Raw genomic sequence first — 26561 nt, 5'->3', positions numbered from 1 at the left:
TTGTAATATGGGAAATAGGAAATCAAAGGGGATGTGATTTTAATGAGTGAAATAGCATTTGATTCTAGCGAAACGAAAAATATTTTAATGTCGGCAAATGCCTTCCACACATTAAAAAACAATTTATTTAACAACATCGGCTCTCATAAAACGAAAGGCTTTTTATTCCGATTTGGTAAAGAGTTTGGGATGGAATCAGCAAAAAATATGCTCCAAAGTAAAAACTCGATCAATCCTGTCGGTAAAAGACATTCGCGCTTAGGTCACGTAAAAGATGTTATTTTCATGGGGGAAATTGTGCGCCATCCGGACGGCACGATTGAATGTATTGATACGTGGGGACAATGGGTAGAATCATTCGAAGCAGCATTACACCTTAAAAATTACGGTTTAGCAAATGAATGTGTTTGTCATATGTTATGCGGCTTTGCAAGTGGTGCATTGACATATGAGTTTGGCGAGTCAATTATTGCCGTTGAGTACAAGTGCGTCGCAAAAGGTGATCCATGCTGTGAGTTTAAAGTGCGTTTGGAGCGCGATTGGCTCAAAGAGAAGGAGGATCTTATTCACCTTTATCAAAACGACAACATTCTATCCGAGCTTGAAATGACATATGATGCACTTTTGCATCATAAGCAAATGCTCGAAAAAATTTCGATATTTCAAGGTCAACTTACGCAAAAAGTAACAGATAAGCATTCGATGGATGAAATTGTACAGGCTGCGTATGAGCTGTTGAACATCCCGATTTTAATTGAGGATATTCACGGCACTCCGTTAAGTCAAATCGGTTTAACGGAAGAACAGCAGCTAGTAATAAAAAAAGATAAGGCGAAATTATCGCATTTTGTCGATAAGCACAACGTTTCGCATTATAAAGGTGATAAATATTGGAAGTTGACGGCACCTGTTCTCATTAATAAAAAAAGTTATGCCACTTGTTCGTTTTTTTACTTTGATGACAAGTATATGGATGAAAACGACCACTTATTTTTAGAGCGTATTTCGACGGTCGTGGCGTTATGTATTTTATACGAGGAGACGCAGTTTGAAGAGCAACAACGTATGCGTAGCTCGCTATTAGAGCGCTTAATTCATAATCGAAATATTAAAGATATCGAATCTTACTATAAATTCTTACCGTTTAAGTTTCAGCCGCCATTTTCTACAGGTATAATTAGTGTGAAAAAGAAAAAGAAAAATCACGAAATTATTGACATTCATGACCAGCTAACAGAGCTTTCAAAGTTGGCAAAAGAGTGGGATTTATCTTGTATTTTTGCTGTACTCGGGGAAGAAATTGCTCTCCTTAACTCGCTAAATAGCGATCAGCAAGGTTGGCAAAGGAAAATCACGAAAATTTTTCAAAAGATGGAGAAGCAAAATAGCAATTATAAATATTCAATAGGGCTAAGCGGAACGTTTAGCAACTTTAAAGATTTCGAACGTTCTCTACAAGAGGCGCGTATCGCACAGCGCTTCCCAAACCAAAAGCTACTAACAGATTACGAAGATTTAGGAATGCTTGGCGATATCGTAAAGAACATGAGTATTGAGCAACTGCATGAAATGGCGAAAAAGACGTTAAAAGACTTATACAATTTCAATGATGTACGTAAAAAAGAATTGTTGCACACGCTTTACGTCTATTTATTAAATAGCCAACGCTTAAAAGAAACGATGGATGAGTTGACGTTATCAATCGGCGGTATCCAATATCGTATAAAGCAAATTGAGGAGCAGCTACAAATTTCACTAAAAAACGCATCAACTGCAGCGTATACTTTATTAGTTATTCAGGCACTAATTTTGTCGGATAGCTTAAACTTTGAGGAATTTGCACGCTAAAAAGCCAAATCATATGGACGACAAAAGGCATCGAAAGTTAACCTCTCGTATGCCTTTTGTCATTTGATTTGGACATCAAGCACTCGTACTTAATGATTACCATTAATAATCAAAAAAGACTGTAAACACACTCACTATTTGAGTTTGTCTACAGTCGGATATATTTTTTCTTATGGGATAAACCCATGTTGAATATTATTGCTCTACAACAACGTCTAAGTTCATTTGCACTTCTTCAGCAGCACGACTTGCATCTTCTTTTTCAGTTGATGTAATTTTTAATGTACGCGTAGCTAATAACACGATTGCAGTTACAACATATAAACTAACGATAATTATCACCCCTGAGTTGAAGCCAGAGCGAACGTCATCACCTGCAAGTGTAATTAAGTAACCAGTAATCCATGGACCAATTATACCAGCCATACTTGAAATAGATAGTGTAAAACCTGTCACACTGCCTACTAAGTTTTTCGGAATGATTATTGTTGTCATCGCAGCATTTAACGGTAATAAGCTTGTGTTCATTATTAAGCCCACTCCTAAGAAAATACATGCTAAAACTGGGGAAGATACAATGGTTGTCATTGCGTAAGAGGTTGCACCAACAAGTAATACTGTAACTAATACACGGTCATAAGATTTGATAAGGCTTTTATTTTTCTTGAATAAGAAATCTGTAAATTTACCTGCACAAATTGCGAATACTGTACCTGTAATACCCATTCCAGCGAATATTAAGCTCATCCTTTGTGGCTCAAGACCAACGATTTTTGTTAAGTAAGTTGGTGCCCAAGTAAGAACCCAAGTTGTAATCCACATGGATACGAAACCTACAACAAAAATTGATAATACATACGGGTTGATTAATACTTTTAAAATTTGCTTGAAGGGTACTTCCTTGTTAGAAGCTAAAGATTTTACGTCTTCGATCAGTGGTTGCTTTGGCTCGTCTCTCATAAAGAAGAAGAAGAGTGCCCATGCAAAGCTTGCTACCCCTAACATTGCAAAAGAATGTTGCCAACCTAAGTTTGTAATACCCATAACTATAAGTGGTGCAGCTAAATACGTACCAACTGTTGTACCAGAAGTCATAATAGCTGTAGCGACACCACGTTGTGCAATAGTGAACCATCGTGCAAGGTGTACTAGGCAAAAACCGAGCGTAGCACCCTCGAAGAAACCTAAGACAACACGTAGTAAAATTAATTGAGTTAACGTTTCGACAAAATAAGCGCTTGCTAATGAAAGTGTCCATCCAGTAGCGATCATCATTAATAAATATTTTGAGTTGAAGCGATACGTTAATGTGCCTAGAATAATACTTCCGACAGCGTATGCAGCGAAGAAGCTACTTCCCACTAAACCAAACTGATCGTAAGATAAATTTAGTTCAGTCATGATTGGTTCTGCGGCTAATCCTAAAACTGATTTATCCGTATAGTTTAAAACAGAAAGCAAGAATAGAAATCCTAATACAACCCAACGCATGAAAAGCCCCCTTATATTTCCGTATTTTCCCATCCCTATCATTTTGTAACCAAATTGTTAGATATACTTGAAAATTCTTTAGGCAATTTCACATCTCCACTTTACTCTAAGGCGATTGTCAGCGTTTTCAAAAAATTGTTAGGATAATTTCCCACCTCCATTTTTTTTGCAAGATACGCATTCATTTCAGCGATTCTTTAATAAAATAATAGTGTCTATTGGGAATATTCAGATTACGAATCTTCCATGAAAAGAATTCTATTTGAAAAAAAAGAGATTTACAAGAAAAAAAAAGAAGGATACTAATTTGTTTTTGGAAGAGAACAAATTAGAAAGAACTAAATTCCAATTCCAAAAAGTGAAATTTTTGACATGATGATATATTGATAGATCTGACTTTTTCTTAAAAAAAATTCACAAAAAATTCAAATTTGGTTTCGGGTAAATTTTATTGTTTATATTTGAATTTTCAATAAAAAATACCATGATAATATTAAATTAACTCAATTATGATTAAATCAATCGATTAAGAATGGAGGAATTGAGATGGATGATCGTTTATTTAGGGATGCAATGGGAAAGTTTGCTACAGGGGTGACGGTTCTTTTAACTGAAAACGAGGGAGAAACACATGGAATGACAGCAAACGGTTTCATGTCAGTATCATTGGATCCGAAGCTTGTCTTAATTTCTATTGGACATAAAGCAAAGTTTTTAGAGAAAGTTTCACAGTCTAAAAAATATACAGTAAATATTTTAGCGGAAGATCAAGAGCATTATTCACGTCATTTCGCTGGAAAACCTGGTGAAGAAGTTGAATTTGAGACGTTAGCTGAACTACCTGTATTAAAAGGGGCGATCGCTCAAATCGCATGTGAAGTTGTATCAGAACATATAGAAGGTGACCATACATTATTCATTGGTAAAGTAGTAGATTTACGTCTTCTGGATAAAGATCCGTTATTGTTCTTCAGCGGTAAATATCGTCAATTGACTGTGTTAGAAACAGTTAAATCATAAAAGGAGAATTGTCTATGAATATTCAAATAATGGCTGAAGCATTGCTTGAAGCAGAACGGACGAAACAACCCATTGCCCCATTAACTGAAACCTATGAAAATATTACAGTTGCAGATGCTTATGCAGTGCAATTAGCGCAAATTCGTCAGAAGATTGACACAGGGGCGACAGTAAAAGGGCTAAAAATCGGTTTAACCAGTAAAGCGATGCAAGAAATGTTGAATGTATATACACCAGACTACGGCTTTATTTTAGATACGATGGTATATGACGAGGAAGATGGTTTAGTGGCCGAGTCCTATATTCAACCAAAGGTAGAGTTTGAAATAGCATTTGTTTTCAATAAAGAGTTAAAAGGGCCAAAAGTAACCGTACAAGATGTAATTGATGCAACAGCTTATGTTGTACCAGCAGTAGAAGTAATCGATAGCCGTATTGCGAATTGGAAAATAAAATTCGAGGATACAGTGGCAGACAATGGTTCTTCAGCAGGTGCGATTTTAGGCGAAAAGCGTACACTGCTTAAAGAAATTGAAGACATCACAAATATTCCAATGATGGTGAAGAAAAATGGTGAATTTTTAGACGAAGCAACGAGCTCGGCCGTGTTAGGTAACCCACTCCATGCGGTTGTTTGGTTAGCAAATGAAGTAAGTGCATATGGCATTTCTATCGAGCCAGGCATGTTTGTTTTATCAGGAGCACTATCAAAGGCTGTTACCTTTGAGACAGGCGATGAATTCGAAGTTGACTTCGGTATACTGGGAAAAGTAAACGTTACCATTTTGAAGGAAGTAGTGAAAAAGGCAAGATAAAAGAAAAAGGAGAATCGCAATGAAGGTAATCTATGTGAATGCTAATAACTTACAAGAGATTAGACAAACAGCTCCTGATGTCGCAATGGCGCTTGGTTATTTTGATGGTGTGCATTTAGGGCATCAAAGTGTAATTCAAACAGCTAAAGAAAAAGCAAAAGCACAAGATTTATCATTAGCCGTTCTCTCTTTTTTCCCGCATCCAAAAAGTGTGTTATTTCCAGACAAAGAATTCTCCTATCTAGAGCCACTAGAACAAAAAGTAGAAAAGTTAGAAAAGCTTGAAGTGGATATTTTTTATATCGTAGAATTTACAAAGGAATTAGCTAAAGTAGAAGCGAACGATTTTTTAGATGATTATATTATCGGTTTGAATGCTAAGGAAGTTATTTGCGGTTTCGACTATACATATGGGGCAAAAGCAAGTGGTACTGTTAAAACACTGGCAGTTTATGCGGCGACACAGCAAGTAGGCCTAACTGTTGTCGAGGAGTTAAAGTGGAATAATCAAAAAATTAGTTCGACTTTGATTCGGAAGCACTTAACAGAACGAAAGCTTAGTGAATTACCGAGTTTATTGGGAGGCTTTTATAAAACTAAGTATTGTCAAAAGAATGGTATACTACCGAATTATTCGTTACCGAATGTAGGTAGTTATAAAGTATTGATTGAAGATCGACATTCTTTCATTGAATGTGTTGCAACAGTAAAGTGTAAAAAATATATTCAGATTCATCATGAAGTGTCTACACTACCGAATTTATTAACGATACAATGGGTTGATCGTTTCAACAATACCAAGCTGATTATTTAGCCTTTGATTTTATTGATAAACCCACCAACATCCCTTTGTGTTGTCAATTACACTCCACACATGTGGAATGCAGAAACATTGGTGGTCAACTGGTGGCAGATGGATTGCAAACTTGCCGTATTGCTTGTTCCAATGATATATGTAAGTCGTAAATTAAAAAAAATAAAATTAATTATTGATTCTATCAATATTTTTAAAATATATTTCAACATATATGTCAGGTTATCTTATATATTTACATATAAGTTATTTTTAATTATGTTGATCATATCATCATTATTATTAAACAATGGGATTGCTGTGGTAGCTTCTTTTTCTTTTGGCCCTGTTAAAATAATAGTGTTGATTTTTAAATATGGAAAAAATCAGGATGAACAATTGATGGAAAACCATGAAGAAATACGCTTTTGTCTTTTGGTTAAGAGGACGAACTAATCAAAATTAAGAGGATAATAACTTCAGTTGATTTCATTTACCTTATTTAGTTATAATGAATTGTTTTTAACATTATTGAGGAGGAACATTATTTTTATGTCAGTAGAAGTAGGCAGCAAAGTACAAGGTAGAGTAGCAGGCATTACTAATTTTGGAGCTTTCGTGGAATTACCGGGAGGCACAACAGGTCTTGTACATATCAGTGAGGTTGCTGATAGCTACGTTAAAGACGTTAATGACCATCTCAAAGTTGGCGACCTGATTGAAGTAAAAGTGATTAGTGAGAAAGACGGAAAAACTGCCTTGTCAATCAAACAAGCGATAGATAGACCCGAAGGACAAACTTCTTCTTATCCACAACGCCAAGGAAGAGATTCTAGCCGTTCAAAAGACTTCCGTTCAAAAAGTAATTTCAAACCAAAGGAAAATTTTGAAGATAAAATGGCTCGTTTTTTAAAAACTAGTGAAGAGAATTTGTCTACCCTCAAACGTAGCACTGGAGCAAAACAAGGCGGTAGAGGAGGAAGACGCGGATAATCTGCTGCGTTTTTTAAAACTTCATCATATAGATAAAGGCAAGCCTGTATAATAAACGGGCTTGCCTTCTTTAATGTAACTCAAACAGACATTAAAACAATATTAAAGTTTAATAGAGCATTCTTATGACTAACGGAAGGGCTTAGGTGAATAAGGAAATTGGTGTATATGACTTTTTTAAAATGTTTATGTTTCAATACGAACCCTCCTGAAATGATATGGTATATTTCGTGTGCTTGGTTAATAACGTATAAAATGGATAAAACTAACAAACCACAGGAGCTCAGATTTACTATAATAATGGAGTGATTATATTTTAAATAAAGCTAAGGGTAAAGGCGAAACAGGTAGAGGTACAAGCAAGAAAGGCCAAGATCGTTGGAAAGCTAGTGCCACAAGGCAAAGAGTGCCAAACCTTATATAAGCAAGGTAATCTGAATTTTATTGATGATAATGCAATATGGAATATGGCCATAAATAAATTGAATTAATTCAGGATTCAAGGAAGGCAATTAATAAATATAAAGATGGACGAGGATGGAAGCGTAAACTAGAAGTGTTTATTTTCGGAGGATCCAAATGAATACATATGAATAAATTACATATATTAGGACTCATGGAAAAACGTTATTGAAAATGAGAGATAATATAAGGCACTTTTTAGTGCCTTTGGAGTAAAGCACCCATCCTAAATATTTTCGAGGTATTAAATGTTTGAAATTAGAGATATCGATTACATGATCAAAATATTCAAAAAAAATAATCCCTTCCTAATGTTGGAAGGGTAAATTATGATATTAGTGAATTTGTTCAGAAATATGACTTAATGCTTCTCCTGCTTCGTTAACATGAATGTTTACTGTTGCAAGATCGCCAATGGCACAAATACCTATCATTTCTCCATTTTCAACAACAGGAATACGTCGAATTTGATGATCAGACATCATACGAGCACATTCCTGTACATCTGTATCGGGTGAGCATGTGATTACGTCCTTTGTCATACTATCATGGCAATGAACGGACTTACAATCTTTTTCTTCAGCAACACAATTTAATACAATATCACGATCTGTAATCATACCAACAACTTTTTTACCTTCACACACAGGAACCGATCCACAGTTAATATCACGCATAATTTTTGCTGCTGCTGTAACTGTGTCATGTGGTGAACACACCTGAACATCTTTTGTCATAATATCGCGTACTATAGTCATCGTTTCTTCCTCCTCCGGTGATTAATTCTCATTTAGTATTTCCCCATTTAGTTCTATGTTATTAATCAAATACGAGTTTAAATTTCAATTAGATTTATATATCATACCTTATGGCACTAATATGCATCGAAAGCTCAATAAGAATACCTACGTCTTCAATAATTCGCAGCCATTCGGCAAAGAATTTATATACAGTTCAAATTGGGACATTATGACCGTGCTCAAGTGGGAGAGTATGTAGCAAAGCACCTAAAATATGCAGGAGTGGACCAGCAGTTTTTTTCTGATGGTGCATTAGATGAAATTCACCGGTTTTCTGGATGAGCCGCAAGGCTCATAAATAAGTTATATACTCATTGTTTGCTTTATGGCTCACAGAACGGATTTCGAATAATAGATGATCACATGGTTAAACGGGTTATTGAGGTAGAATTATCATGATTCTTCCTTTTTTCAGAGATACGGTTGGACAGTAATTGGACAACTAATACCGTCAATTTATGGACTATAAATTATCAATAACAATAGAAAGGAAAGGATAAAATAATATGATAAATAAACAAAAAAAGTAGACTCCCGTATGAGAGTCCGAAGAAATATATTTATAAAGGGGTCATTAATTACTTTTGATTATAAGCGGGTAATAAATTGTTAAAAAGAGGAAAAAGAACTAAGAATAATACCGAATTATCTAAAAATAATTCCAGGAATTTAATGCCCACTTATTAAAATGACTGTTACTTAAAGGTACTGTCTTATCTGTTAACCACTGTTAAACTATCGTAATCAAACAAAACCTTAAAAACTGATAAGGGCATTAATTTTAAAGATAAATATATATATGATATTATACTGCAAAGAAATCCAATTCTGTTATATAAAGAAATTGTAAAGATTCAATTTAATCCGAAATAAAATTAACTTACGTAAAAAACTTGATAATTAATAATTGATATACTGTATTGGATCTTGATAAAAACGTTGATTTAATGCCTTTTCGGAGGGGCTTAATGGGGTACTGGTGTCCTCCACAGTCTTCAAAACTGCTTGAGACCTGCGTGTCAGGTCTGGTGGGTTCGATTCCCACGCAGTCCCGCCAATTTAATGTTTTCAATCCACCACTCAACTTCCAACACACACAGTCTTTTGTTCATTTTTGACGAGACTGAGAGTGACCGAGAAGACGAAACTGTGTTTGTTCAGAACCTTCAAATTCAATCATTTGGAGGTTTTTTATTATGCGTAAAGGTACTAGAAAGCATCTACTAAAATGACAAAGCAAAGATTAACCAACACAATGAAAAATCGAGAAGTACAAGCCTTTCTTATTGCACATAATTATGAAGTGCAAAAAGATGGAAGAACCAAAAAAATAGTTAAAAGAAAAGAAAAAAAATGATACCTTTATTTTAGTTCTTAGGTAGAGTTTGGTTTGGTCAAAGGTTATTAGAATAGTACACAGTTTTCAATAAATATTAGATAACGTATTGTGTACTATTTAGAAAAAGAAATAGTTGATTAAAAATAATGTGGATTTTTTAATATATTCTTTTATAATTACTGTATTATTGTTAATAGTTTTATTACGGCGAGACGAGTGAACGTGTCATTTTTCATCTTTATTAATTTATTCCATCGTGGCTTACCTTGACGTTTTTCTTTAACATTTGCAATAATTTTGCTCTTTCAATTTAGGACTAAACAGGTCATATTTTAAAGTACCAGTATCAAAGGGTACGGTGGTTGAACTTCTAATAAAGGAAAAATACAATCAGCTATTTAAACAAGGGAAATTTTTCAGCCCAGCAAACGAACATTTACAATAAGGCAAAATTAAAGGCTACTCGATTGAGTAGCTTTTAATCTATGGTTATATGCTTCCATCTTTTTCCTGTTGCGATTGCACTAATATGTGCTGGTACTACACTATAGCGTTCAGCTATTACCTTTTGTTTTTCACCTTGTCTTAATAGTTGTTTAATTTCCTTTACTGTTTCTTCGGTTAATTTATCTCTAGGTGGATATGGAATTTTATCATCATATGGTGTTTTTAAACAAGCCCAATTTTTCTTGCTTTTTATTGCGTCAATATTTTTGACCTTAAATTGTTTTGCTATATCTTTACTTCTTACACCTTCTGCTAATAATCGCTTGATTTCAATAACTTCTGATTCTGTTAATAGTGTACGGGATTTATATTGTTCTCCTTTTGCATATTCTCCTACACGTCTTCTACCAGCTTTTGAAGGAACAAATAGTAAGCTGGGTTCATGGTCAAATTCTAAAATAAATTTCTTTTTAATTTTGTTCACCTACTTATGGGAAAATAGAAAAAGCTAATCAGCGAGTGATTAGCCATTACTTTTTTCCACAAAAAATTGTTCAATAGCCATCAAGGTTTCTAATGTGTCAATTTGGCTATCTTCATTTAAAATAATTTCTCCCTTTAGAGATAATTTATCATTCGGCTTTAATTCAAATAGAAAAAACTTCAACATAGTTGATATTAATTTACTTGAATCTCTTTCATTTAAGTGGATTCTCCATAATGTACAGTGAATTACTTCTTCACATAATTCCACATTAATATTATAGCGTCCTGTTCCATGAGAAATACCAATATGCTTGTGTGACCAGCTTATTATTTTAAAATCAAGCGAGTTGAAGAATTTGACGATAATTTTAGGGGCTAACTTTCTGACCAATGCTTTTTCTCTTTTTGTTCGTTTATAATAGGATTCTTCTTGCATATATAAACCTCCAAGAATCAATAATAAATCCATTATTAGTCAAAGAAGGTTAGATTATACGTTATGCTTAGAACTGGTAGGCTTAGAAAATCGAAAATCAGCAGAAAAAAGCGGAAAGCAAGGAAAACGTAAAATGGGATAAATTTTGTGTGTGGGATATAGTCCAGCCGAAAGCAAAAAAAAAGGATACCCCCCTTATTTTTCAAATATTTTTTATTATCTCTGAAAAGTCTGCTTTCCAAAAAAGTCTACTTCGAGGTGAATCTTGTTTGTCCATTTCTATAGCAGCATGATAAACTTTTTTTCTATATTCCAGTACAATTTCTCTTTTTTCGCCGTTACCCATTCCTTGAGCATAAAAATAACTTCGTATTTCTTTTGGAATACCAGTTCCAGGATGAAGGAATGCGGATTTATCAAGTGTTTTTATTGCTAAATCTCCCGAAATAATCTCCCATGAATGACTTTTCAAATAATTCCAATGACCTTTATCTTCAGAATCAATTTTGAAATTACTTTCAACTATTATAAATCCTAAACCTTTTAAAAACCTATTAGTTTCATCACCACCACTAAACAAAGAAGGTAAATATTCTTGACCATTAGCGAAAATATTTGCAATAGAAACCACGTATTTTGGAGGATAATATTTACCTTCATAATAAATGTTAAACCTTGTTGATTCTCTCCTATCTGGTACACCGGTTTACAGCCAGATGATTGGGAAGTAGAAATCACACTTTGATAAAAAGGGTGCTTATGGTTCATTCTGTCAGCACCCTTTTCACTTTCCACAATACAAAATATTTGCGGCTTCGCCGAGTCTTTACGTACGGTCAAAAAAAAATTAAGAGTGAAACTTTTGATGTAACAGCAGGAATATTGACACTTTTAATGCAATGCAGAAAATATGAGAAAAGCAAAACCTTTACCAAACGGAGATTATTTTGAAACTAATCTTAGTGCGAGTGCAATATTCTGATTAGATTTCCTAGATTTGTTTCAAAATTGCATAATCTAACCTCCAAGGTTAAGTAAGGAAATTTTAATTATAACTATTATAGTGAAAATTGATAAGTTCGTTTAAGGTAACACACGATTTTATATTTGCTTCATCTTTAAAATGACCGAAAAATGGCTCTAGGGGAGCGTTATCCCAACAGTTTCTCCTTTTTTAAACACCAAATATATACCTTTTGTGAACTCGATTGGAATTTTAGTAGGTAGATAAAAAAACATTAAGTCTATTTAAGAGTATTCAATTTCTGCATTCCATAATGAACAGAAGATTTAAGGTGGTTAATTTTAAACATAACTATCAAATGAGGTGTCTTTTATTTCTTTTAAATAATAATATAAAACACCTCCTCCTTTTTTAAGAAAAGTAGTGTCAGGAAAATCGTATAATTAGACACCTTCTTCGGAAAGAAAGCGGTTTCCCTAGAGGGTATTTAGAAACATAATAGACTTATAAATTAACAACTAGGAACAACATGAAGTAATAGGATTTGTTAACCATTTAGCAACATTTTTCTTTTTTGTAGTAAGTATGAGTTTATTTATAGATACATATGAAAAACCTCCTCTGTGCATATTGATGACGTATGGTTAATTACAGCTCCTATTAACATATAAGAGGCTTTTTAATATGGACTTCTTAGGTCCACTTACTTCATTCAGAGTAAAAGTAATTTTTTCTATCTTATGAATTTAGTTGCGGCGCCCCTTATGGAGGTGTTTATTGATTTTCGGCTGCTGCATTTAAATAGAATTTATTATATAAAGCTATTGGGGAGGTAAACATGCAAAAAGGAAGGCATTTACAGAAGTCAATTGTTTTATCACTAATTATTTCATTACTATTTTCTACTTTTAGTTTTAATTTTGCATATGCCAGAGATAGTAAATTTACTAGGCAAGGTGCCGGCCCAATGTATTGGAATTCTTATGAACACCAGTGGAGTAAAGATGTGTTTATGCCTGAACATCGGTTAAAAGAAAATGTTGATTGGATGGCCAAAAATTTCCTCCCTTACGGGTACGACATGATCAGTACTGATGGATGGATTGAAGGTGCAACGCTCTTAAATGAAAACGGTTACGTTGTGTCACATAATGATCGCTGGATGACGAACCCGATTTATATGGATGGACGCGAGAATCCCTACCTTCTGCCTGGGAAGTTATTTAATGGTGACTTCGAATATGGTACAAAAGAGGGCTGGGATATTAAAGGAAATGCAGATTCGGGTGTAGATAAGTCCGGGGCGCGTAATAACTTTAAATTTTATTTTTATAAAAATGCAGCGTTTAATGGTTCCGTAAGCCAAAAAGTAACAGGGCTAGAAAAGGATAAAACCTATCATTTGTCTGCATGGGCAGCTTTAGGAGATTTCACAGGATCAAATCAGTTTAATGATGAAGCAATTGGCAGCCATGCAGTAATGCAAATTATTCAGAACGGCGAGGTAGTAAAAAAATTTCCAATTGAGCCTAGTTCAAGTTATAAGAACTATACACTTGATGTGGATTCAGTAGGAACAGAGCTGACAATCGAATTTGTTATTGATGCTAAGCAGGGAAATGCTTCTTTGCAGCTTGACGATATCACCTTTGAAACAGTAGAAAAAGGTCAGATACCTGAAGGGAATATCGCCGTTAATGGTGGATTTGAGCAAGACGAAAAAAGCGGATGGAGTTTTGATGGTTCATTTGGTTATGGACGTAATGATGACCCAGAGGGTGATAAGTCATTATGGACCTATAGCGGGGATCCAAACAAACAAACTGTTTCACAATCATTAACTAATCTTCCAGACGGCAATTACGCTGTTAGCTCCAAGGCTAAAGGGAAAAATAGTTTTGTAGACAAAGGGGTTACTATTGAAATGAAGCTTTCTGGATATGATCAGGCTAATCCAGACGCCTCTGTAAGTAAGCAAGTAACTTCAGAAACGTGGGCTACATATGCAGCAACGGTTCACGTGACTTCCGGCCAATTGAAGATTGAATTTATCGTCAATCCTGCTGAAAAACAAGGACGCGATGCTGGAATTGACATTGATGATGTCAAAGTGGAATACGATTCATGGAAGGGTTACCCGAATGAGCGTTATCCAGATGGTCATACATGGAAATATTGGGCTGACTATGTAAAAAGTAAAGGAATGAAGTTTGGAATCTATTACAATCCACTTTGGGTTTCCCCAGAGGTTGTTAAAAATCCGGATAAATACAAGGTTCCAGGAACGAATACACCGGTAGCCGATCTTGTCATTAAAGAACCGCAAGATATTGGCGGCGGAAAAATACTTCAAGGTGACCGATTTGATGGTGGCCAGGGCGGCGAAAGAGCACTTTATTGGTTAAATGTTGATCATCCTGATGCAGAGAAGTACTTGAAAGGTTATATAAAGTTCTTTGCTGAACAGGGTGCTTCGTTTTTACGTGTCGACTTCCTCTCCTGGTATGAGAGCGGCTATGATAAGGGACTTGGCCAGATCGGGACAGGACACACAAGAGAGCAGTATGAAAAGGCACTTAAATGGATGGATGAGGCCACAAAAGAAAATAATGTATTCCTTAGCCTCGTTATGCCCAACTTGAATAACCATGGTGAATTAGAACAGAAATACGGCGATATGATCCGGATTGATGAGGATGCTTTCAGCGGCGGTTGGGACCATATCAGTGGACGGAGGCAGGAGTGGACAAATAATTGGTCACAGTGGGCTAATCCATTCCAAGGATTTACTGGCTTTGCCGATATTTCTGGAACGGGTTCGATAATCAATGACGGAGACTTCTTAAAGCTGAATACCTTTAAAGGCCGTTATGCTGAGGACGAAAAGAAAACAGCCATTTCGCTTTTCACTATGGCAGGTTCACCAATTACGATTGCCGATCAATATGACACAATTGGTGACAACTATAAATATTTCCAAAACACAGAAATGGTTGAATTGAATAAACTTGGATTCGTTGGAAAACCAATTTTCTATTCCAATAAGCATTATAAAACCGGTAACAGCCGCGACAGTGAAAGATGGGTCGGGCAGCTGCCTGATGGATCGTGGGTTGTTTCTCTTTCCAACCGCAGTGATTCAAGTAAAGGACTTTCAGTGGATTTTAAAAAATTACTTGGAATTGAAGATGAAGCATTTGTCCGCGATCTCTGGGAACATAAAGATTTAGGCTACCGGACGATGTACTCCAAGATGCTCGACCCGCATGACAGTACCGTAATAAAAGTAGTACCAGAAACAAACAAAAAAGTTTATCAAACGGAAGTAGCTTCTTATCAAGGAGGAGCCATTTTTGATAACGATCTGAAGGGATTTGGCGGATTCGGCTATATCACTGGACTTAATAAAAAAGGGTCAAAAGTGACAATGGCTGTTGATATGCCGGAAGCAGGGAAATATCCTTTAGACATAAAATATTCAAACGCAGACACAGAAGAAAGTACATTATCCTTGTCCGTTGAGGATAGAGATATGAAGGTAATCCAAACTCCAGTGCAGGTAACGTTTAAAGGTACTGGAGATAAATGGGGTACTGCTGAAAAATCCATCCAGTTTAACAAAGGTGTTAATTTAATCACCCTTGAATTCACAGGGGAGGACAAAGGTTCTGCTTCAATTGACTCTATTCAATTCGGATCTTCTGCCGGCGGACAGCTTGTTAATGGAGATTTTGAGATGGGCAATGAAACTGGCTGGACTGTAGATACGATGGGGACAACCCTTTGGCATGGAGTTGATACAAACGATGCCTATCAAGGAGCTAAACAATACTTGTATTCTCCAAATGATGGTGGTAAAGCTTCCTCTAAGCAAACTGTATCTGGTTTAAAAAATGGAAAGTATACCGTTTCGTCTATGGTTAAACTGATGCCGCATTTGGATCCATCTTTTGCAGGCGGAGTGGCAAAAATGATTGTATCCCAGCCTGGCAAAGAGAAGGTAGAAGTAACTCTTCAACCGAATCTAAAAGATCCTAATGGCCCGGTGAAGCAAAAATATGATGCAGCAGATTTTGAGTATAAAAAGTTTAGCACGGATACGATTGATGTAACAGAAGGTCAAGTGACAATTGAATTTTATCTAGAGGCATCTAAAGCAGATACATCCATGCAACTTGATAATGTCGAGCTTGTATCAGCTGACTCAGGGGCACCAGAGGAAGTCAAAATCCAACTCTACAACAATGGATTTGAGGAAGGTTTCACAGGGTGGAGCAGGACCAATATGGTGAATCAATCCATTGAAGCGGAAGGTGGAAAGGTCTTTGCACGGGTGGCTGGTTCCGATGCATATTCATCTGATATATGGCAATTTGCCAATGCACCGATCGATGGAAATTACCAATTATCGGTTAGTACTCGCAAAGCGGGAGGCTTTGAAAATGCTTCGCTTTATGTTACCTATTCAGGTGGGACAAAAGAGGTGTCTATCCCAGCAGGAAGTGACTGGAAAGAAATAAAGATTCCAAATATCTCACTGTTAAATGGTGAAGTCGTGAAGGTCGGCATAAAAGCAGATGGTCAGGCTGACAGCGTCCTTGATGCTGATGAGATAAAATTAACAAAAATGGATCCATCTGTCCCATTGAAAGTTTCTTATATTGAGAGTTTAGATGCAGATAAACCGTACACTCTAAGTGCAGATGGTAAGAGCATTGTTTTGAATTCTACAGGCGGGGAGAAGGTTAAGGTCGAGTTCGTTCAAAACGATACTGCTAAAGTTTGGCTGGAACCGACTGGAACATTTAAGAAAAAGGCTTCTTATGTTGTTAATCAAGAAGCAGCAACTATTGTCCCTAAAGTAAGTGATCAGAAAGATTATATTTTAATTCAATCAGACAAAATGAGTTTACGAGCATACAAGTCTCCATTTAAGCTTGCCTATTATGATACGGCTAATGCTAAGCTGCTCACAGAACAGCTCGGAGGCAGTGGTTTAGGCTATGACGAAGATACAGGCGTATACGCTGCAATGAAACTTGATACAGATGAGCATTTCTTTGGTCTCGGTATGGACCGTGACTCCCAATCCTTTGATAGAAGAGGTCAAAGGATAGTGATGAACAACGCTATGAAGGGTGGGTACGGTGGTAACACTTCCGACATTTCAGGTACGTTCTTCACAAGTACAAAAGGATACGGACTATACTTTGATAACACCTATGAAAATGTCACATTTGATATGGGAGCAACTGATACCGAAAAGTATACATTCCATTCACCAAACGGCGAAATGGTTTACTACTTTATCGCTGGAGAAAGTAAAACGAATCTAACGGACATTATGAAAAGCTTTGCTAACTTAACAGGTACTCCACCAATGCCTCCACAATGGACATTAGGCTATATTCAATCGAAGTTTGGATACAAGAGCTGGGCTGAAGTGAACAAGGTTGCAGATACTTTCCGTGAAAAACAAATTCCTTTGGATGGTATGATCCTTGATGCTTATTGGGCAAAAGATAACCATTACTTTGACATGACATGGTCGGAAGCTTTTGCAAATCCGAAAGAAAGCATGGAAGCGTTAGAGAAAAAAGGTGTTAAGATGGTCCCACTTGTTGATCCGTATGTTCAAATAACGGCAAACACCTTTAATGAAGGTGACAAGAATGGATATTTCGTTCAAGATACGTCAGGTAATACCATTATTTATGATGCTTGGTATGGTAAATCGGGGTTAGTCGATTTTACCAACCCTAAAGCTGTGGAATGGTTCAATGCACAGGTTAAATCCTTACATGATGCTGGTGTAAAAGGGTACTGGATTGACTTAAATGAGCCCGAAATAGCAACCGATTCCATTAGACATCAATTCGCTAAAGGAAATGCAGCGGAAATTAGAAATGTATATGCCCTAAATGAGGCAAAAGCCTTTTATGATGGGCACAGAAGCTACAGCAATGACAGACTTTGGAGCTTGGCACGTTCCGGTTTCACCGGGATTCAGGAATATGGAACTACAGTTTGGAGCGGCGATGTCGATGCGAGCTGGGATTCTTTACAGCACAATTTACAATTGGGCTTAAGTGCTTCAATGTCGGGAATGTCTTACTTCACAACGGATACTGGAGGGTTTAACGGGAAGCCATCTGCTGAACTCTATACACGCTGGATGCAGGCAGGTGCGTTTATGCCAATTTTCCGTGCCCACAATTGTGAATGCGGAGATCCAACAAATACAAGAGAGCCATGGGCGTTTGGCACAGATGCAGAGGCGATTGTTAAACAAAGCATTGTGCAACGCTATAAGCTTCTTCCTTACATTTACTCAGCTGCAAAGCAAACATCAGAGAACAACATCTCGTTGATGAGACCACTTGTCATGGATTACGCAGCAGATGCTAAAGTATATGGTATTGAAGATCAATGGATGTTCGGTCCGAATATGCTCGTTGCTCCTGTATCAAAAGAAGGAGCAAACAAAAGAAGTATCTACCTTCCGGGAGGTACATGGTATGACTGGAACAATAAAGCTGCATATACAGGTGGACAAAGCATCGAGTATAATGCTGATTTGTCCAAGGTTCCGGTTTTTGCCAAGGAAGGAGCTATTATCCCAGAGCGTGAGGTTCAAAATTATACAAATGAAAAACCTTTAACACAAATAAATGTAAAAGCTTTTCCGAAACAAAATGGGGAAGTAACTACCTTCAACCTCTATGAAGATGATGGGCAAACATATAATTATGAAAAAGGCCAGTCAGTAGATACTAAGCTTTCCATAGCATCCAATTCAGGTGAAGTAACATTTGAAATTGCAGCGATGAAGGGGAGCTTTGCTGGAAGTATTCAAAACAGAGCATGGATGGCTGAAATAAAGGCAAACGCTTCAGGTAAAGCTTTCAACTCTGTAAAAAGAAATGGTAAAAAATTAAAACAAGTAGCTTCTAAAGAAGCAGTTGAAAAAGGCAGTGATGTTTGGTACTACGATTCCAAAACCGATATGTTATATTTTAAAACTGCTCAGGTATCAACATCCCAAGCACAAGTTATTACAAGCGATTTAAAGGGAAAGCCTCCTGTTACAGTAAAGTGATGGAGTAAAAGAAAAAATTCTAATGAATAAATAGCCCCAGCAGTTGCTTCTGGGGCTATTTTCTAAATTTAAATGGAAATTTATTTTCCCCAAGGAGGGTTACCTATTGGTAAGAGAATATCCTGGATTATTAGAAAAGGTAAATGTAATAATTGGGAAGAATGTTAAAAATATGACTCTAATTGATACAATTAAAGAATTAGTCGATAGATTCGAGAGTCTTAAAGCTCTCCCTAAGCATGAGCATAATAAATGAATATATTTCAGGCTAGTAATGCTATTAAATAAAGATATAAGGAAAAACCTTTTTTTTAAGGGGGGACTAATCATGGGAAAACTTGACTTGGAAGAATTGAGAGAAGTATACGAAAAGGCACTAAAAATAAATATAAGCCCAAATTTTATTAATCTAATAAAAAATGAATTAAATAAAAGAAAATAAAAATATATTTTAGATTATAAAACGTATCCGACAGAGTAGACACTAAAAAAGGTCTACCTCATCGGGTACTTTTTTGTATAATGAAAAAAATGTGAGAAATTAAGAATAATCATATATAACTCTTTACCGATAAAGAAATAGAAAAGATTCTTTCTAATACTCCTTATGTCAAATCTGTAAGTACATTACACATACTGATAAATATAAAAGGATCTTTATTGCTGAAAGCGAGAATGGAAAATTACCAGGGAGCAGTGACTTGGTAGCATAAATCGGTACTTTATCATTGTCTCATATTAATTGGTCATTTCAGGTTAGCCCTTTCATTGGAAGTGTTTTTTTATACAAAGAACGAAATTGGTTTAGGACGGATAGTGTAATATATTACGATTTAAGTGTTAATTATTTTGTTTTTAGTGTTTAAAATTATGAATATTCTAGAAGAAATCATATAAAGATTCATTTTATTGTATAGTGAAATTATCAAGGAAAGGGGGAGTATATAGAAAATACAAAGGATACTAATGCTTCAACTTGCATTGCCAGTAATCTATTAGTGTATGAAAACGTAAAAGGCCTTCAAGTTATTTGTAAGCGTTATCACATTTTAGATAGGGGATGAAATCGATTAGAAAGAAGAGTATATTTTTCGTTATCATGATTCTGATTACCGTGCCTTTCTATTTTATCGGAAAAGATCAGCCACATGCGCAAGCCGAGGATTCTGGTACAATTATAAAATTAGTGAATACAGACAAGGCTCGATACAATCCTGGCCAGTCTGTAGAAATATTTGTGGATTTACTAAATAAAACGGGAGCTAATTTTTCAGGGAACGTTACTCTTTACTTTCGGTATCTTGGTTCACAGGCTGACACAGACCAGGTTAAATCGATTACCCTAGCAGAAAATGAAGCTAAAACATTAACATATAGTTGGACACCGCCCCCAAATGATTACAGAGGATATTTAGTTGAAGTTTGGGTCCGCGACGACACAGGCACAATTATTGATTCTGGTTCAACTGCTGTTGATGTTTCTAGCACCTGGACTAAATACCCTAGGTATGGATATGTTAGTGAATTTTCGGATACAACTGATTCGGCTAAAAAAACATGGGAGTTAAAAAACTACCATATTAATGGACTTCAGTTTTATGACTGGCAATGGAAACATCATATCCCGAACCCTGATCCTTCTCATGCTTACTGGCAGGATATTGGTAACAGATGGATATCAAGAAATACTGTAAACAGCTATATAGATAATGCACATAGTTATAATATGAAAGCTATGAATTATAACTTGATAAATGGAGCATTTGATAATTACTGGAATGATGGAGTACAGGTGGCATGGGGGCTATTTAAGGACTCCAATGGAAATTACGATCCTGGACGGCAGGATGCTCATCCACTGGAAAATGGATGGGCTACAAGCAAAATTTACCTGTCAAATCCTGCAAATACAGATTGGCAGAACTATATAAATTTAAAGGAAAGTGAAGTTTTTAAGAATTTTGCTTTTGACGGCTGGCATATTGATTCTCTGGGACCCCGCGGGGATTTATATGATTGGAACAGGAACCATATAAATCTTGAAGACACATATGGTTCTTTCATAAATGCAGCTAAGGCTTCTTTAGGCAAGGATATAGTTTTTAATTCTGTGGAAGCTTATGGCCAAGATCAGGCTTCCAAGTCCAATGCAGACTTTGTATATTCTGAGCTATGGGATGGGAATCCAAGCAATGATGACTATGCTGATTTGGTAAAATTGGTAGAGAAATCAAAGGCATTAAGCAATAAATCAGTAGTCTTCGCAGCCTACATGAATAGAAACTACTCCAAAACAACCCCTGCAGAGACTAAGAGGAATTTTAATGATTCTTCAATAAGATTAGCAGACGCGGCAATATTTGCAGCTGGAGCTTCACATATTGAATTAGGTGACGGCGGATATATGCTTTCTGATGAGTACTTTCCTAATAAGAATCTCATTATGACGGATTCCTTAAAGAAGGCAATGGGGAATTATTACAACTTTTTAACAGCCTATGAAAACCTGCTGCGTGATAATATTGTAAAGGGAAGCAACAAAATTACCCTGACGGACCAAGTAAATTTTCCATCAAGTACCGATGGGGAGGCAGGGAAAATCTGGACGTTTGCGAAATCGAAGAATGGTTACGATATTGTGCATTTAATCAATCTTATGAACAATACATCTACTAAATGGCGGGATGATAATGGAGACTATCCTGCACCAAATGTGCAGGAAAATATTCCTGTGAAAATTTATTATGATGGGACCCTTTCTTCAAACGCCAAAGTATGGTGGGCCACTCCTGACTTTGAAAACGGTAAAGCAAACAGCTTATCGTACACTAAAGGAAGCGATTCTCAGGGAAATTATATTTCTTTAACGGTACCTAAATTGCACTATTGGGATATGGTATGGATTGAGAAGGATCAAAATGAAACAGGTCAGATAATATTTAATGACTTTGAGTCGGACGGGGTGGGGACATTGCCTACGGGATGGGCCCCATTAAACGGAGCCTGGTCAATAACACAGCCTACAGGTTCTACAGGGGAATTAACTGTTACAAGCTCAAATGGGGGTATTGCTAAATATAAAAATGGTTTCAATACTGGGGATTATTCGGTTGAAGGCCATGTTTATATACCTGATACTACCAATAATGGAGCTATTCTCGCACGCATACAGAAGGATGGTGGATTCTATCAGCTAGAATTAAAGGAAGGCAACAAATATGAATTATATAAATTTGATGGAACGACATGGCGAGAGATAAAAGGAGGAGAGTACATTTACTCTTCAGGCTACCATTATTTAAAGCTAACCTGTATAGGGAATCAATTTACAATTGAGATTGATTTAAATCAAATGGGAACCGTCAGCGACTATCAAGACCCCTTCATGAAAGGCTCTGTCGGCTTGCGAAGTGAAACTGGAAATCGGAGATGGGATAATTTAAAGGTCACTGCCAAATAATGAGAGCAACAAACAAGATAAATATTTATTTTAATAGGTAATGTGTGCAGGAGGTCGTGGCTGCCCAAATGGGCAGCTTTCATATTGATTTAAAGGCGGTTATTTGACCAAAACAAAGAGGTTAAGATTAGTATTTAGTTATGAAAATTGAAATGTAATCTTTTAGAAGAGGTGAGTTTAGTTGAGTAATGTTCAGCAGAATATAAAGTTAGGTTTAGAACGAATTGTTTTTATTGGGAGAACATTCGAAGAGTATTTGGATATGTTTTCTCTTTCAGAAGAAGAACTAAAAGGAAAGAAAATACTCGATTGTCCAGCAGGAGCTTGTTCATTTACTGCTGTTGGTAACAAATCAGATTTAGATGTAACTGCGTGTGATATTGCCTATTATCACTCAGGCGAAGACCTGAAAAATAAAGGTCTTCAGGATATTGAACACGCGATGAAGCATATGGAAAAAGCTCATAGCAATTATAAATGGGATTATTTCAAGAATATAGAGGGGCTTAGAAACAATCGGTTAAAAGCCTTACATGATTGTGTCAACGATATGATGGAATCCAGAGAAAGATACATTCCCGTTACTTTACCTACTTTACCGTTTAAGAATGAACAATTTGATATTCTTCTATCTGCACATTTTTTATTTATGTATGCCGATAGATTAGATTATCAATTTCATATAGATACATTAGATGAATTATTAAGGGTTACTAAAGAGGAAGTTCGCATCTTCCCCTTAGTTGATTTAGAAGGTAAAAGATATATACATTTAGACAAAGTAAGAAATCATGTTATCGAAAAAGGTTATTCTGTAGAGGAAGTAAAAGTAACCTATGAATTTCAAACAAATGCTAATTCGATGTTAAAAATAAAAAAAGGATAGTAAAAAGGGATCAACGTAGATGCGTTGGTCCTTTTTTACTACCTATCTTGTTGAACTAACATGAAAATAAACTTCTGTAATTCAGGAAAAAGGCAATACTGTAGAAGATGCAGCTCATTCATTTTTAAAAAAGGGGAGAGCGCCTAATTCATGATCTTTGTAATAGAGTTGAATAGATTAAAATGCTTCTAGCTCTAGTAAAGTAACTGTGTATCCTAAACTTTCAAGTCTTCGTAGTGAAGGCCGAACAATGGATTGCTGTCTCTGTTTATCAAAGTAGACTTCGCCTAAGTCTACATACATTTCTTTCCGTGTTAAGAGATAATAAGAGATACCTAACATGGCATGTGCGACCACTATTCAGGCTCGCCTTTTGCCTTTTCGTGATGCTGTTCGTCGATACAGTGCTCCGAAATAGTTCTTCAAACCTTTTACTGAATGATCTGCTTCAGTTAATGCTGATCTCAAATACATATTTCCTTTTTTTGTTTTAGCTGATTTTCTTTTTCCGGCACTCTCGTTTTGTCCAGGAACCAATTTTGTTCTTCAGATTTTATCCTAGCTAGCTGAAGAAGAAAGGGAACGTATCAAAAACGGCAACGCGAAGGAATTGTGGAAGCTTAAAAAGCTGGTAAACATTTAGGGCGACCTACTGCTACTTTTACAGATCGATTTATAGAGACATACCAACAATTTAAAGCTGGCAACATAACAGCTGTTAAAGCTATTGAACTTTCCAATATAGGGAAAAGTACATTCTATAGATTGTTAAAAAAATATGAAGAGGGCAAATAGCAGACTTAATCCATGATAAGAAAGAAGTTTATTTCAGGTCAAAATTGAGGTTAACAAAGTTACTTTATGCAGAAGAGTATATTAACCATGTTTATTCTACTGTAAATACATGATCGAAAAACAAACTGTTGTTCTGATTGTAAAATATCCATAAAAAACGCCATTCTTTCCAATGATTCTATGAAAAGGATGGTGTTTTTCCCGTATGAGTTCCATTATTTTTTAGTTTAATACTATAAATTCACCCTATAACGTAAACGTTTATGTAAAAGAGCAAACAAACCCTTAATTTGCAAGGTTTAGCATGTAGCCAACAGTAAACGTTTACGTAAAGGGACGATAAATACGGAATTTTCCGTAAGTATCTTTTAAAGGGATTTCACAGTCCCTCTTTCAATAATTCGGTCAAAAATGGTGTAATTTATCTCTCTTTAATAATAATATAGAACACCTTATCGATCAGTAGGAAATCGGTGGTGAGATATTTGTAATATAAGACACCATCCTGGTGATGGAAACGGTTTCCCGAAAGGGGCTTTAGAATCATAATAGGCTTATAAGTAGATAAGGGGGAAGCAAATGAAGAAATCAAACAGTTTAATTTATTACTATAGTTTTTATATCCTTTTGTAAGCGGTACATTTCCACTTCAAGTTGATTACCGTCAATTTATTCTGTTAGATCTGAAGTTAGTAATCTCGTTAAATGATTTGAAAAAAATGGATTTGGAGGAAACAATCATGAAGAAAATTATTTCAATTGCCGCTGTAACCATGATATCATTCGGAATTTTGGCAGGTTGTTCAGTAGGCTCAAACTCCTCGGAAGATTCACAAACAAAAACCGTGGCAAATAAAGAGGAACTAAAACCTTTCGGTAAATATAAGGAAACTGTTACTTATACCGTTGGAAAGGCTACTCCAGGTATTGCCAAATTACCTCCTGGGCAAACGTATGAAGACAATGCTTATACAAGTTACTTAAAGGAAACGCTTAATATTCAAAGTAAAAATAAGTTTGAAGCTCAAGATGGAGATGCGTACAAGCAGAAGGTTTCAATGGCAGTTGCGTCAGGAGATATACCTGATATTATGGCTGTTGATGCGACAACATTACGTCAATTGGTCGACAATGACTTGGTTGCAAATTTATCAGATGTTTATAAATCAAGTGCATCTGATTATGTTAAAAAAATGTATGATTCCTACGATGGTCGTGCATTAGAAGCAGCGACAATTGATGGGAAATTAATGGCATTACCTTCTACTTCTAATGCTAATATTCCAACTATGCTTTGGTTACGTAAAGATTGGTTGGATAAGCTTGGTTTAGAAGGACCTAAGACTGTTGATGATATGGAAAAAGTTATAACAGAATTTATTCAAAAAGATCCGGGTGGAAACGGTAAAGGAAAAACGGTTGGTTTAGCATTATCTCCTAGTATTGGAGGGATGTATGGATCTTTGTTCCAAGCTGATAATATCCTTCAAACCTATAATTCTTTCCCTCGTCAATGGATTGAACAAGATGGCAAGGTAGTGTATGGATCTATTACCGATGAAACCAAACAAGGATTAGGTAAACTAGCAGATTGGTACAAAAAAGGTCTGATTGATCCACAGTTAGCTGTCCGTAAAAGCATTGAAGATTTAATTATTGGTGGTCAAACTGGTGCATACTTTGGTCCTTGGTGGACACCAGACTATCCATTGAACTCTGCAAAACAGAAGAATCCTTTGGCAGATTGGGCACCCTACATTATCTCTAAAGATGGTAGCGGTACAATCACAGCTTATACACAAAATCCTGCCTCTGAATTCTATGTGGTAAGAAAAGGTTTTAAACATCCAGAAGTTCTACCAAAATTAGTTAATGCATTAGATGATAAGTTACGCCAAGAAGATAGAAATTATCAGCCTGTCGTAGATTTTATTAAATTTGGCGGTGACCGTGGGGCACCAGTAAATATCATGGTTAACTTTAATGATGCAACCGCACAAATGTATCAAAATATTAATGCAGCAATTGAAGGTAAGAAACAACCAAATACCTTATCGCTTGATGATCAATCATCTTATCAAAAGATCACAGGTTATTTAAAAGAACCCGCGAAATCAGATGCAAACCAATGGAGTGCCTATAAATCTAGAATGGTAGCTGGAAAGTTAATGTCTGAAACTATGATTAATGAAGTAGATCCTGTTTTCTTTGGTCAGACCAAGAGTATGAAATTGAAATGGGCAAACTTAACGAAATTAGAGGATGAAGCATTCTTGAAGATTGTGACTGGAGAAAAGGACTTAGATTATTTCGACAAGTTTGTTGAAAACTGGAAGAAAACAGGTGGCAGTGATATTACAAAAGAAGTATCTGATGCCATTAAAGAAAAATAAAACCAAATGGGTACAAATGTAAAATTTGTACCCA

18 protein-coding genes, 1 tRNA gene and 1 pseudogene are annotated in these 26561 nt (G+C 35.9%); 13 read left to right on the top strand and 7 right to left on the bottom strand.

Features of this window, described 5'->3' with window-relative positions; translation table 11 throughout:
- Positions 1-42: 42 nt before the first annotated feature.
- Positions 43-1848, top strand: a complete 1806-nt coding sequence (locus J7E77_RS09050; protein WP_214713589.1) for a V4R domain-containing protein — start codon at positions 43-45, stop codon at positions 1846-1848.
- A 195-nt stretch (positions 1849-2043) separates the two neighbouring features.
- On the opposite strand, the gene J7E77_RS09045 is transcribed toward J7E77_RS09050, so the two are convergent.
- Positions 2044-3339 carry an MFS transporter gene (locus J7E77_RS09045; RefSeq protein ID WP_214713588.1) on the bottom strand — a complete coding sequence of 432 codons (1296 nt, stop codon included), beginning with the start codon at positions 3337-3339 and terminating at the stop codon, positions 2044-2046.
- Positions 3340-3885: 546 nt separating this feature from the next.
- Here J7E77_RS09045 and J7E77_RS09040 point away from each other — a divergent pair.
- The 5 genes from J7E77_RS09040 (at position 3886) to J7E77_RS31700 (ending at position 7384) form a co-directional block, all read left to right on the top strand.
- Positions 3886-4359 carry a flavin reductase family protein gene (locus tag J7E77_RS09040; protein ID WP_214713587.1) on the top strand — a complete coding sequence of 158 codons (474 nt, stop codon included), beginning with the start codon at positions 3886-3888 and terminating at the stop codon, positions 4357-4359.
- A 14-nt stretch (positions 4360-4373) separates the two neighbouring features.
- The gene (locus J7E77_RS09035; protein ID WP_214713586.1) at positions 4374-5174 is read left to right on the top strand and encodes a 2-keto-4-pentenoate hydratase; all 801 of its coding nucleotides are present in this window, start codon (positions 4374-4376) and stop codon (positions 5172-5174) included.
- Positions 5175-5193: 19 nt separating this feature from the next.
- Positions 5194-5988, top strand: a complete 795-nt coding sequence (locus tag J7E77_RS09030) for an FAD synthetase family protein (protein ID WP_214713585.1) — start codon at positions 5194-5196, stop codon at positions 5986-5988.
- 531 nt (positions 5989-6519) lie between these two features.
- Positions 6520-6960: a S1 domain-containing RNA-binding protein gene (locus J7E77_RS09025; protein ID WP_214713584.1), complete on the top strand. Its 441-nt coding sequence runs from the start codon at positions 6520-6522 to the stop codon at positions 6958-6960.
- 313 nt (positions 6961-7273) lie between these two features.
- Positions 7274-7384 (top strand): DUF3934 family protein, encoded by a 111-nt coding sequence (locus J7E77_RS31700; RefSeq protein WP_374102962.1) that lies wholly within the window; start codon positions 7274-7276, stop codon positions 7382-7384.
- A 373-nt stretch (positions 7385-7757) separates the two neighbouring features.
- Here J7E77_RS31700 and J7E77_RS09015 read toward each other — a convergent pair whose 3' ends face one another.
- Complete coding sequence (locus tag J7E77_RS09015; RefSeq protein WP_214713583.1) at positions 7758-8180, bottom strand: CBS domain-containing protein; 423 nt, start codon at positions 8178-8180, stop codon at positions 7758-7760.
- 1002 nt (positions 8181-9182) lie between these two features.
- Between J7E77_RS09015 and J7E77_RS09010 the strand changes: the two genes are divergently transcribed.
- Positions 9183-9279, top strand: a tRNA-Sec gene (locus J7E77_RS09010).
- Between the two features lie 760 nt (positions 9280-10039).
- On the opposite strand, the gene J7E77_RS09005 is transcribed toward J7E77_RS09010, so the two are convergent.
- The 3 genes and pseudogenes from J7E77_RS09005 to J7E77_RS08995 form a co-directional block, all read right to left on the bottom strand.
- Positions 10040-10492: a helix-turn-helix domain-containing protein gene (locus J7E77_RS09005; protein ID WP_214713582.1), complete on the bottom strand. Its 453-nt coding sequence runs from the start codon at positions 10490-10492 to the stop codon at positions 10040-10042.
- Positions 10493-10531: 39 nt separating this feature from the next.
- Positions 10532-10930: a hypothetical protein gene (locus tag J7E77_RS09000; protein ID WP_214713581.1), complete on the bottom strand. Its 399-nt coding sequence runs from the start codon at positions 10928-10930 to the stop codon at positions 10532-10534.
- A gap of 202 nt (positions 10931-11132) precedes the next feature.
- A pseudogene (locus J7E77_RS08995) lies at positions 11133-11603 on the bottom strand (hypothetical protein); the annotation flags it as partial.
- A gap of 1129 nt (positions 11604-12732) precedes the next feature.
- On the opposite strand from J7E77_RS08995, the gene J7E77_RS08990 reads away from it, so the two are divergent.
- The 5 genes from J7E77_RS08990 to J7E77_RS08970 all read left to right on the top strand — a co-directional run bounded on the left by J7E77_RS08990 (position 12733) and on the right by J7E77_RS08970 (position 23339).
- Complete coding sequence (locus J7E77_RS08990) at positions 12733-18993, top strand: TIM-barrel domain-containing protein (RefSeq protein WP_214713579.1); 6261 nt, start codon at positions 12733-12735, stop codon at positions 18991-18993.
- A 106-nt stretch (positions 18994-19099) separates the two neighbouring features.
- Entirely contained in the window at positions 19100-19249 is a 150-nt protein-coding gene (locus J7E77_RS08985; protein ID WP_214713578.1) for a hypothetical protein, read from the top strand.
- Between the two features lie 72 nt (positions 19250-19321).
- The gene (gene sda, locus J7E77_RS08980; RefSeq protein ID WP_214713577.1) at positions 19322-19435 is read left to right on the top strand and encodes a sporulation histidine kinase inhibitor Sda; all 114 of its coding nucleotides are present in this window, start codon (positions 19322-19324) and stop codon (positions 19433-19435) included.
- Between the two features lie 618 nt (positions 19436-20053).
- The gene (locus tag J7E77_RS08975; protein WP_214713576.1) at positions 20054-22453 is read left to right on the top strand and encodes a glycoside hydrolase family 66 protein; all 2400 of its coding nucleotides are present in this window, start codon (positions 20054-20056) and stop codon (positions 22451-22453) included.
- Between the two features lie 181 nt (positions 22454-22634).
- Complete coding sequence (locus J7E77_RS08970) at positions 22635-23339, top strand: SAM-dependent methyltransferase (protein ID WP_214713575.1); 705 nt, start codon at positions 22635-22637, stop codon at positions 23337-23339.
- A 177-nt stretch (positions 23340-23516) separates the two neighbouring features.
- On the opposite strand, the gene J7E77_RS30540 is transcribed toward J7E77_RS08970, so the two are convergent.
- Together J7E77_RS30540 and J7E77_RS30535 are read right to left on the bottom strand one after the other, a co-directional pair.
- Positions 23517-23696: a hypothetical protein gene (locus J7E77_RS30540; protein ID WP_251028018.1), complete on the bottom strand. Its 180-nt coding sequence runs from the start codon at positions 23694-23696 to the stop codon at positions 23517-23519.
- Positions 23697-23699: 3 nt separating this feature from the next.
- The gene (locus tag J7E77_RS30535; RefSeq protein WP_251028017.1) at positions 23700-23876 is read right to left on the bottom strand and encodes a transposase; all 177 of its coding nucleotides are present in this window, start codon (positions 23874-23876) and stop codon (positions 23700-23702) included.
- Between the two features lie 998 nt (positions 23877-24874).
- Here J7E77_RS30535 and J7E77_RS08960 point away from each other — a divergent pair.
- Entirely contained in the window at positions 24875-26527 is a 1653-nt protein-coding gene (locus J7E77_RS08960; RefSeq protein WP_214713574.1) for a type 2 periplasmic-binding domain-containing protein, read from the top strand.
- Positions 26528-26561: the final 34 nt, after the last annotated feature.

It is taken from the genome of Bacillus sp. ISL-77 (genome assembly GCF_018613105.1).
Note: the sequence above shows the minus strand (reverse complement) of the source record. Positions and strands in the feature narration are given on the sequence as shown.

Bases quoted from the DNA above. Each gene is read 5' to 3' on its own strand.
- J7E77_RS09050 (WP_214713589.1), top strand. From the start codon at position 43: ATGAGTGAAATAGCATTTGATTCTAGCGAAACGAAAAATATTTTAATG.
- J7E77_RS09045 (WP_214713588.1), bottom strand. From the start codon at position 3,339: ATGCGTTGGGTTGTATTAGGATTTCTATTCTTGCTTTCTGTTTTAAAC.
- J7E77_RS09040 (WP_214713587.1), top strand. From the start codon at position 3,886: ATGGATGATCGTTTATTTAGGGATGCAATGGGAAAGTTTGCTACAGGG.
- J7E77_RS09035 (WP_214713586.1), top strand. From the start codon at position 4,374: ATGAATATTCAAATAATGGCTGAAGCATTGCTTGAAGCAGAACGGACG.
- J7E77_RS09030 (WP_214713585.1), top strand. From the start codon at position 5,194: ATGAAGGTAATCTATGTGAATGCTAATAACTTACAAGAGATTAGACAA.
- J7E77_RS09025 (WP_214713584.1), top strand. From the start codon at position 6,520: ATGTCAGTAGAAGTAGGCAGCAAAGTACAAGGTAGAGTAGCAGGCATT.
- J7E77_RS09015 (WP_214713583.1), bottom strand. From the start codon at position 8,180: ATGACTATAGTACGCGATATTATGACAAAAGATGTTCAGGTGTGTTCA.
- J7E77_RS09000 (WP_214713581.1), bottom strand. From the start codon at position 10,930: ATGCAAGAAGAATCCTATTATAAACGAACAAAAAGAGAAAAAGCATTG.
- J7E77_RS08990 (WP_214713579.1), top strand. From the start codon at position 12,733: ATGCAAAAAGGAAGGCATTTACAGAAGTCAATTGTTTTATCACTAATT.
- sda (WP_214713577.1), top strand. From the start codon at position 19,322: ATGGGAAAACTTGACTTGGAAGAATTGAGAGAAGTATACGAAAAGGCA.
- J7E77_RS08975 (WP_214713576.1), top strand. From the start codon at position 20,054: ATGAAATCGATTAGAAAGAAGAGTATATTTTTCGTTATCATGATTCTG.
- J7E77_RS08960 (WP_214713574.1), top strand. From the start codon at position 24,875: ATGAAGAAAATTATTTCAATTGCCGCTGTAACCATGATATCATTCGGA.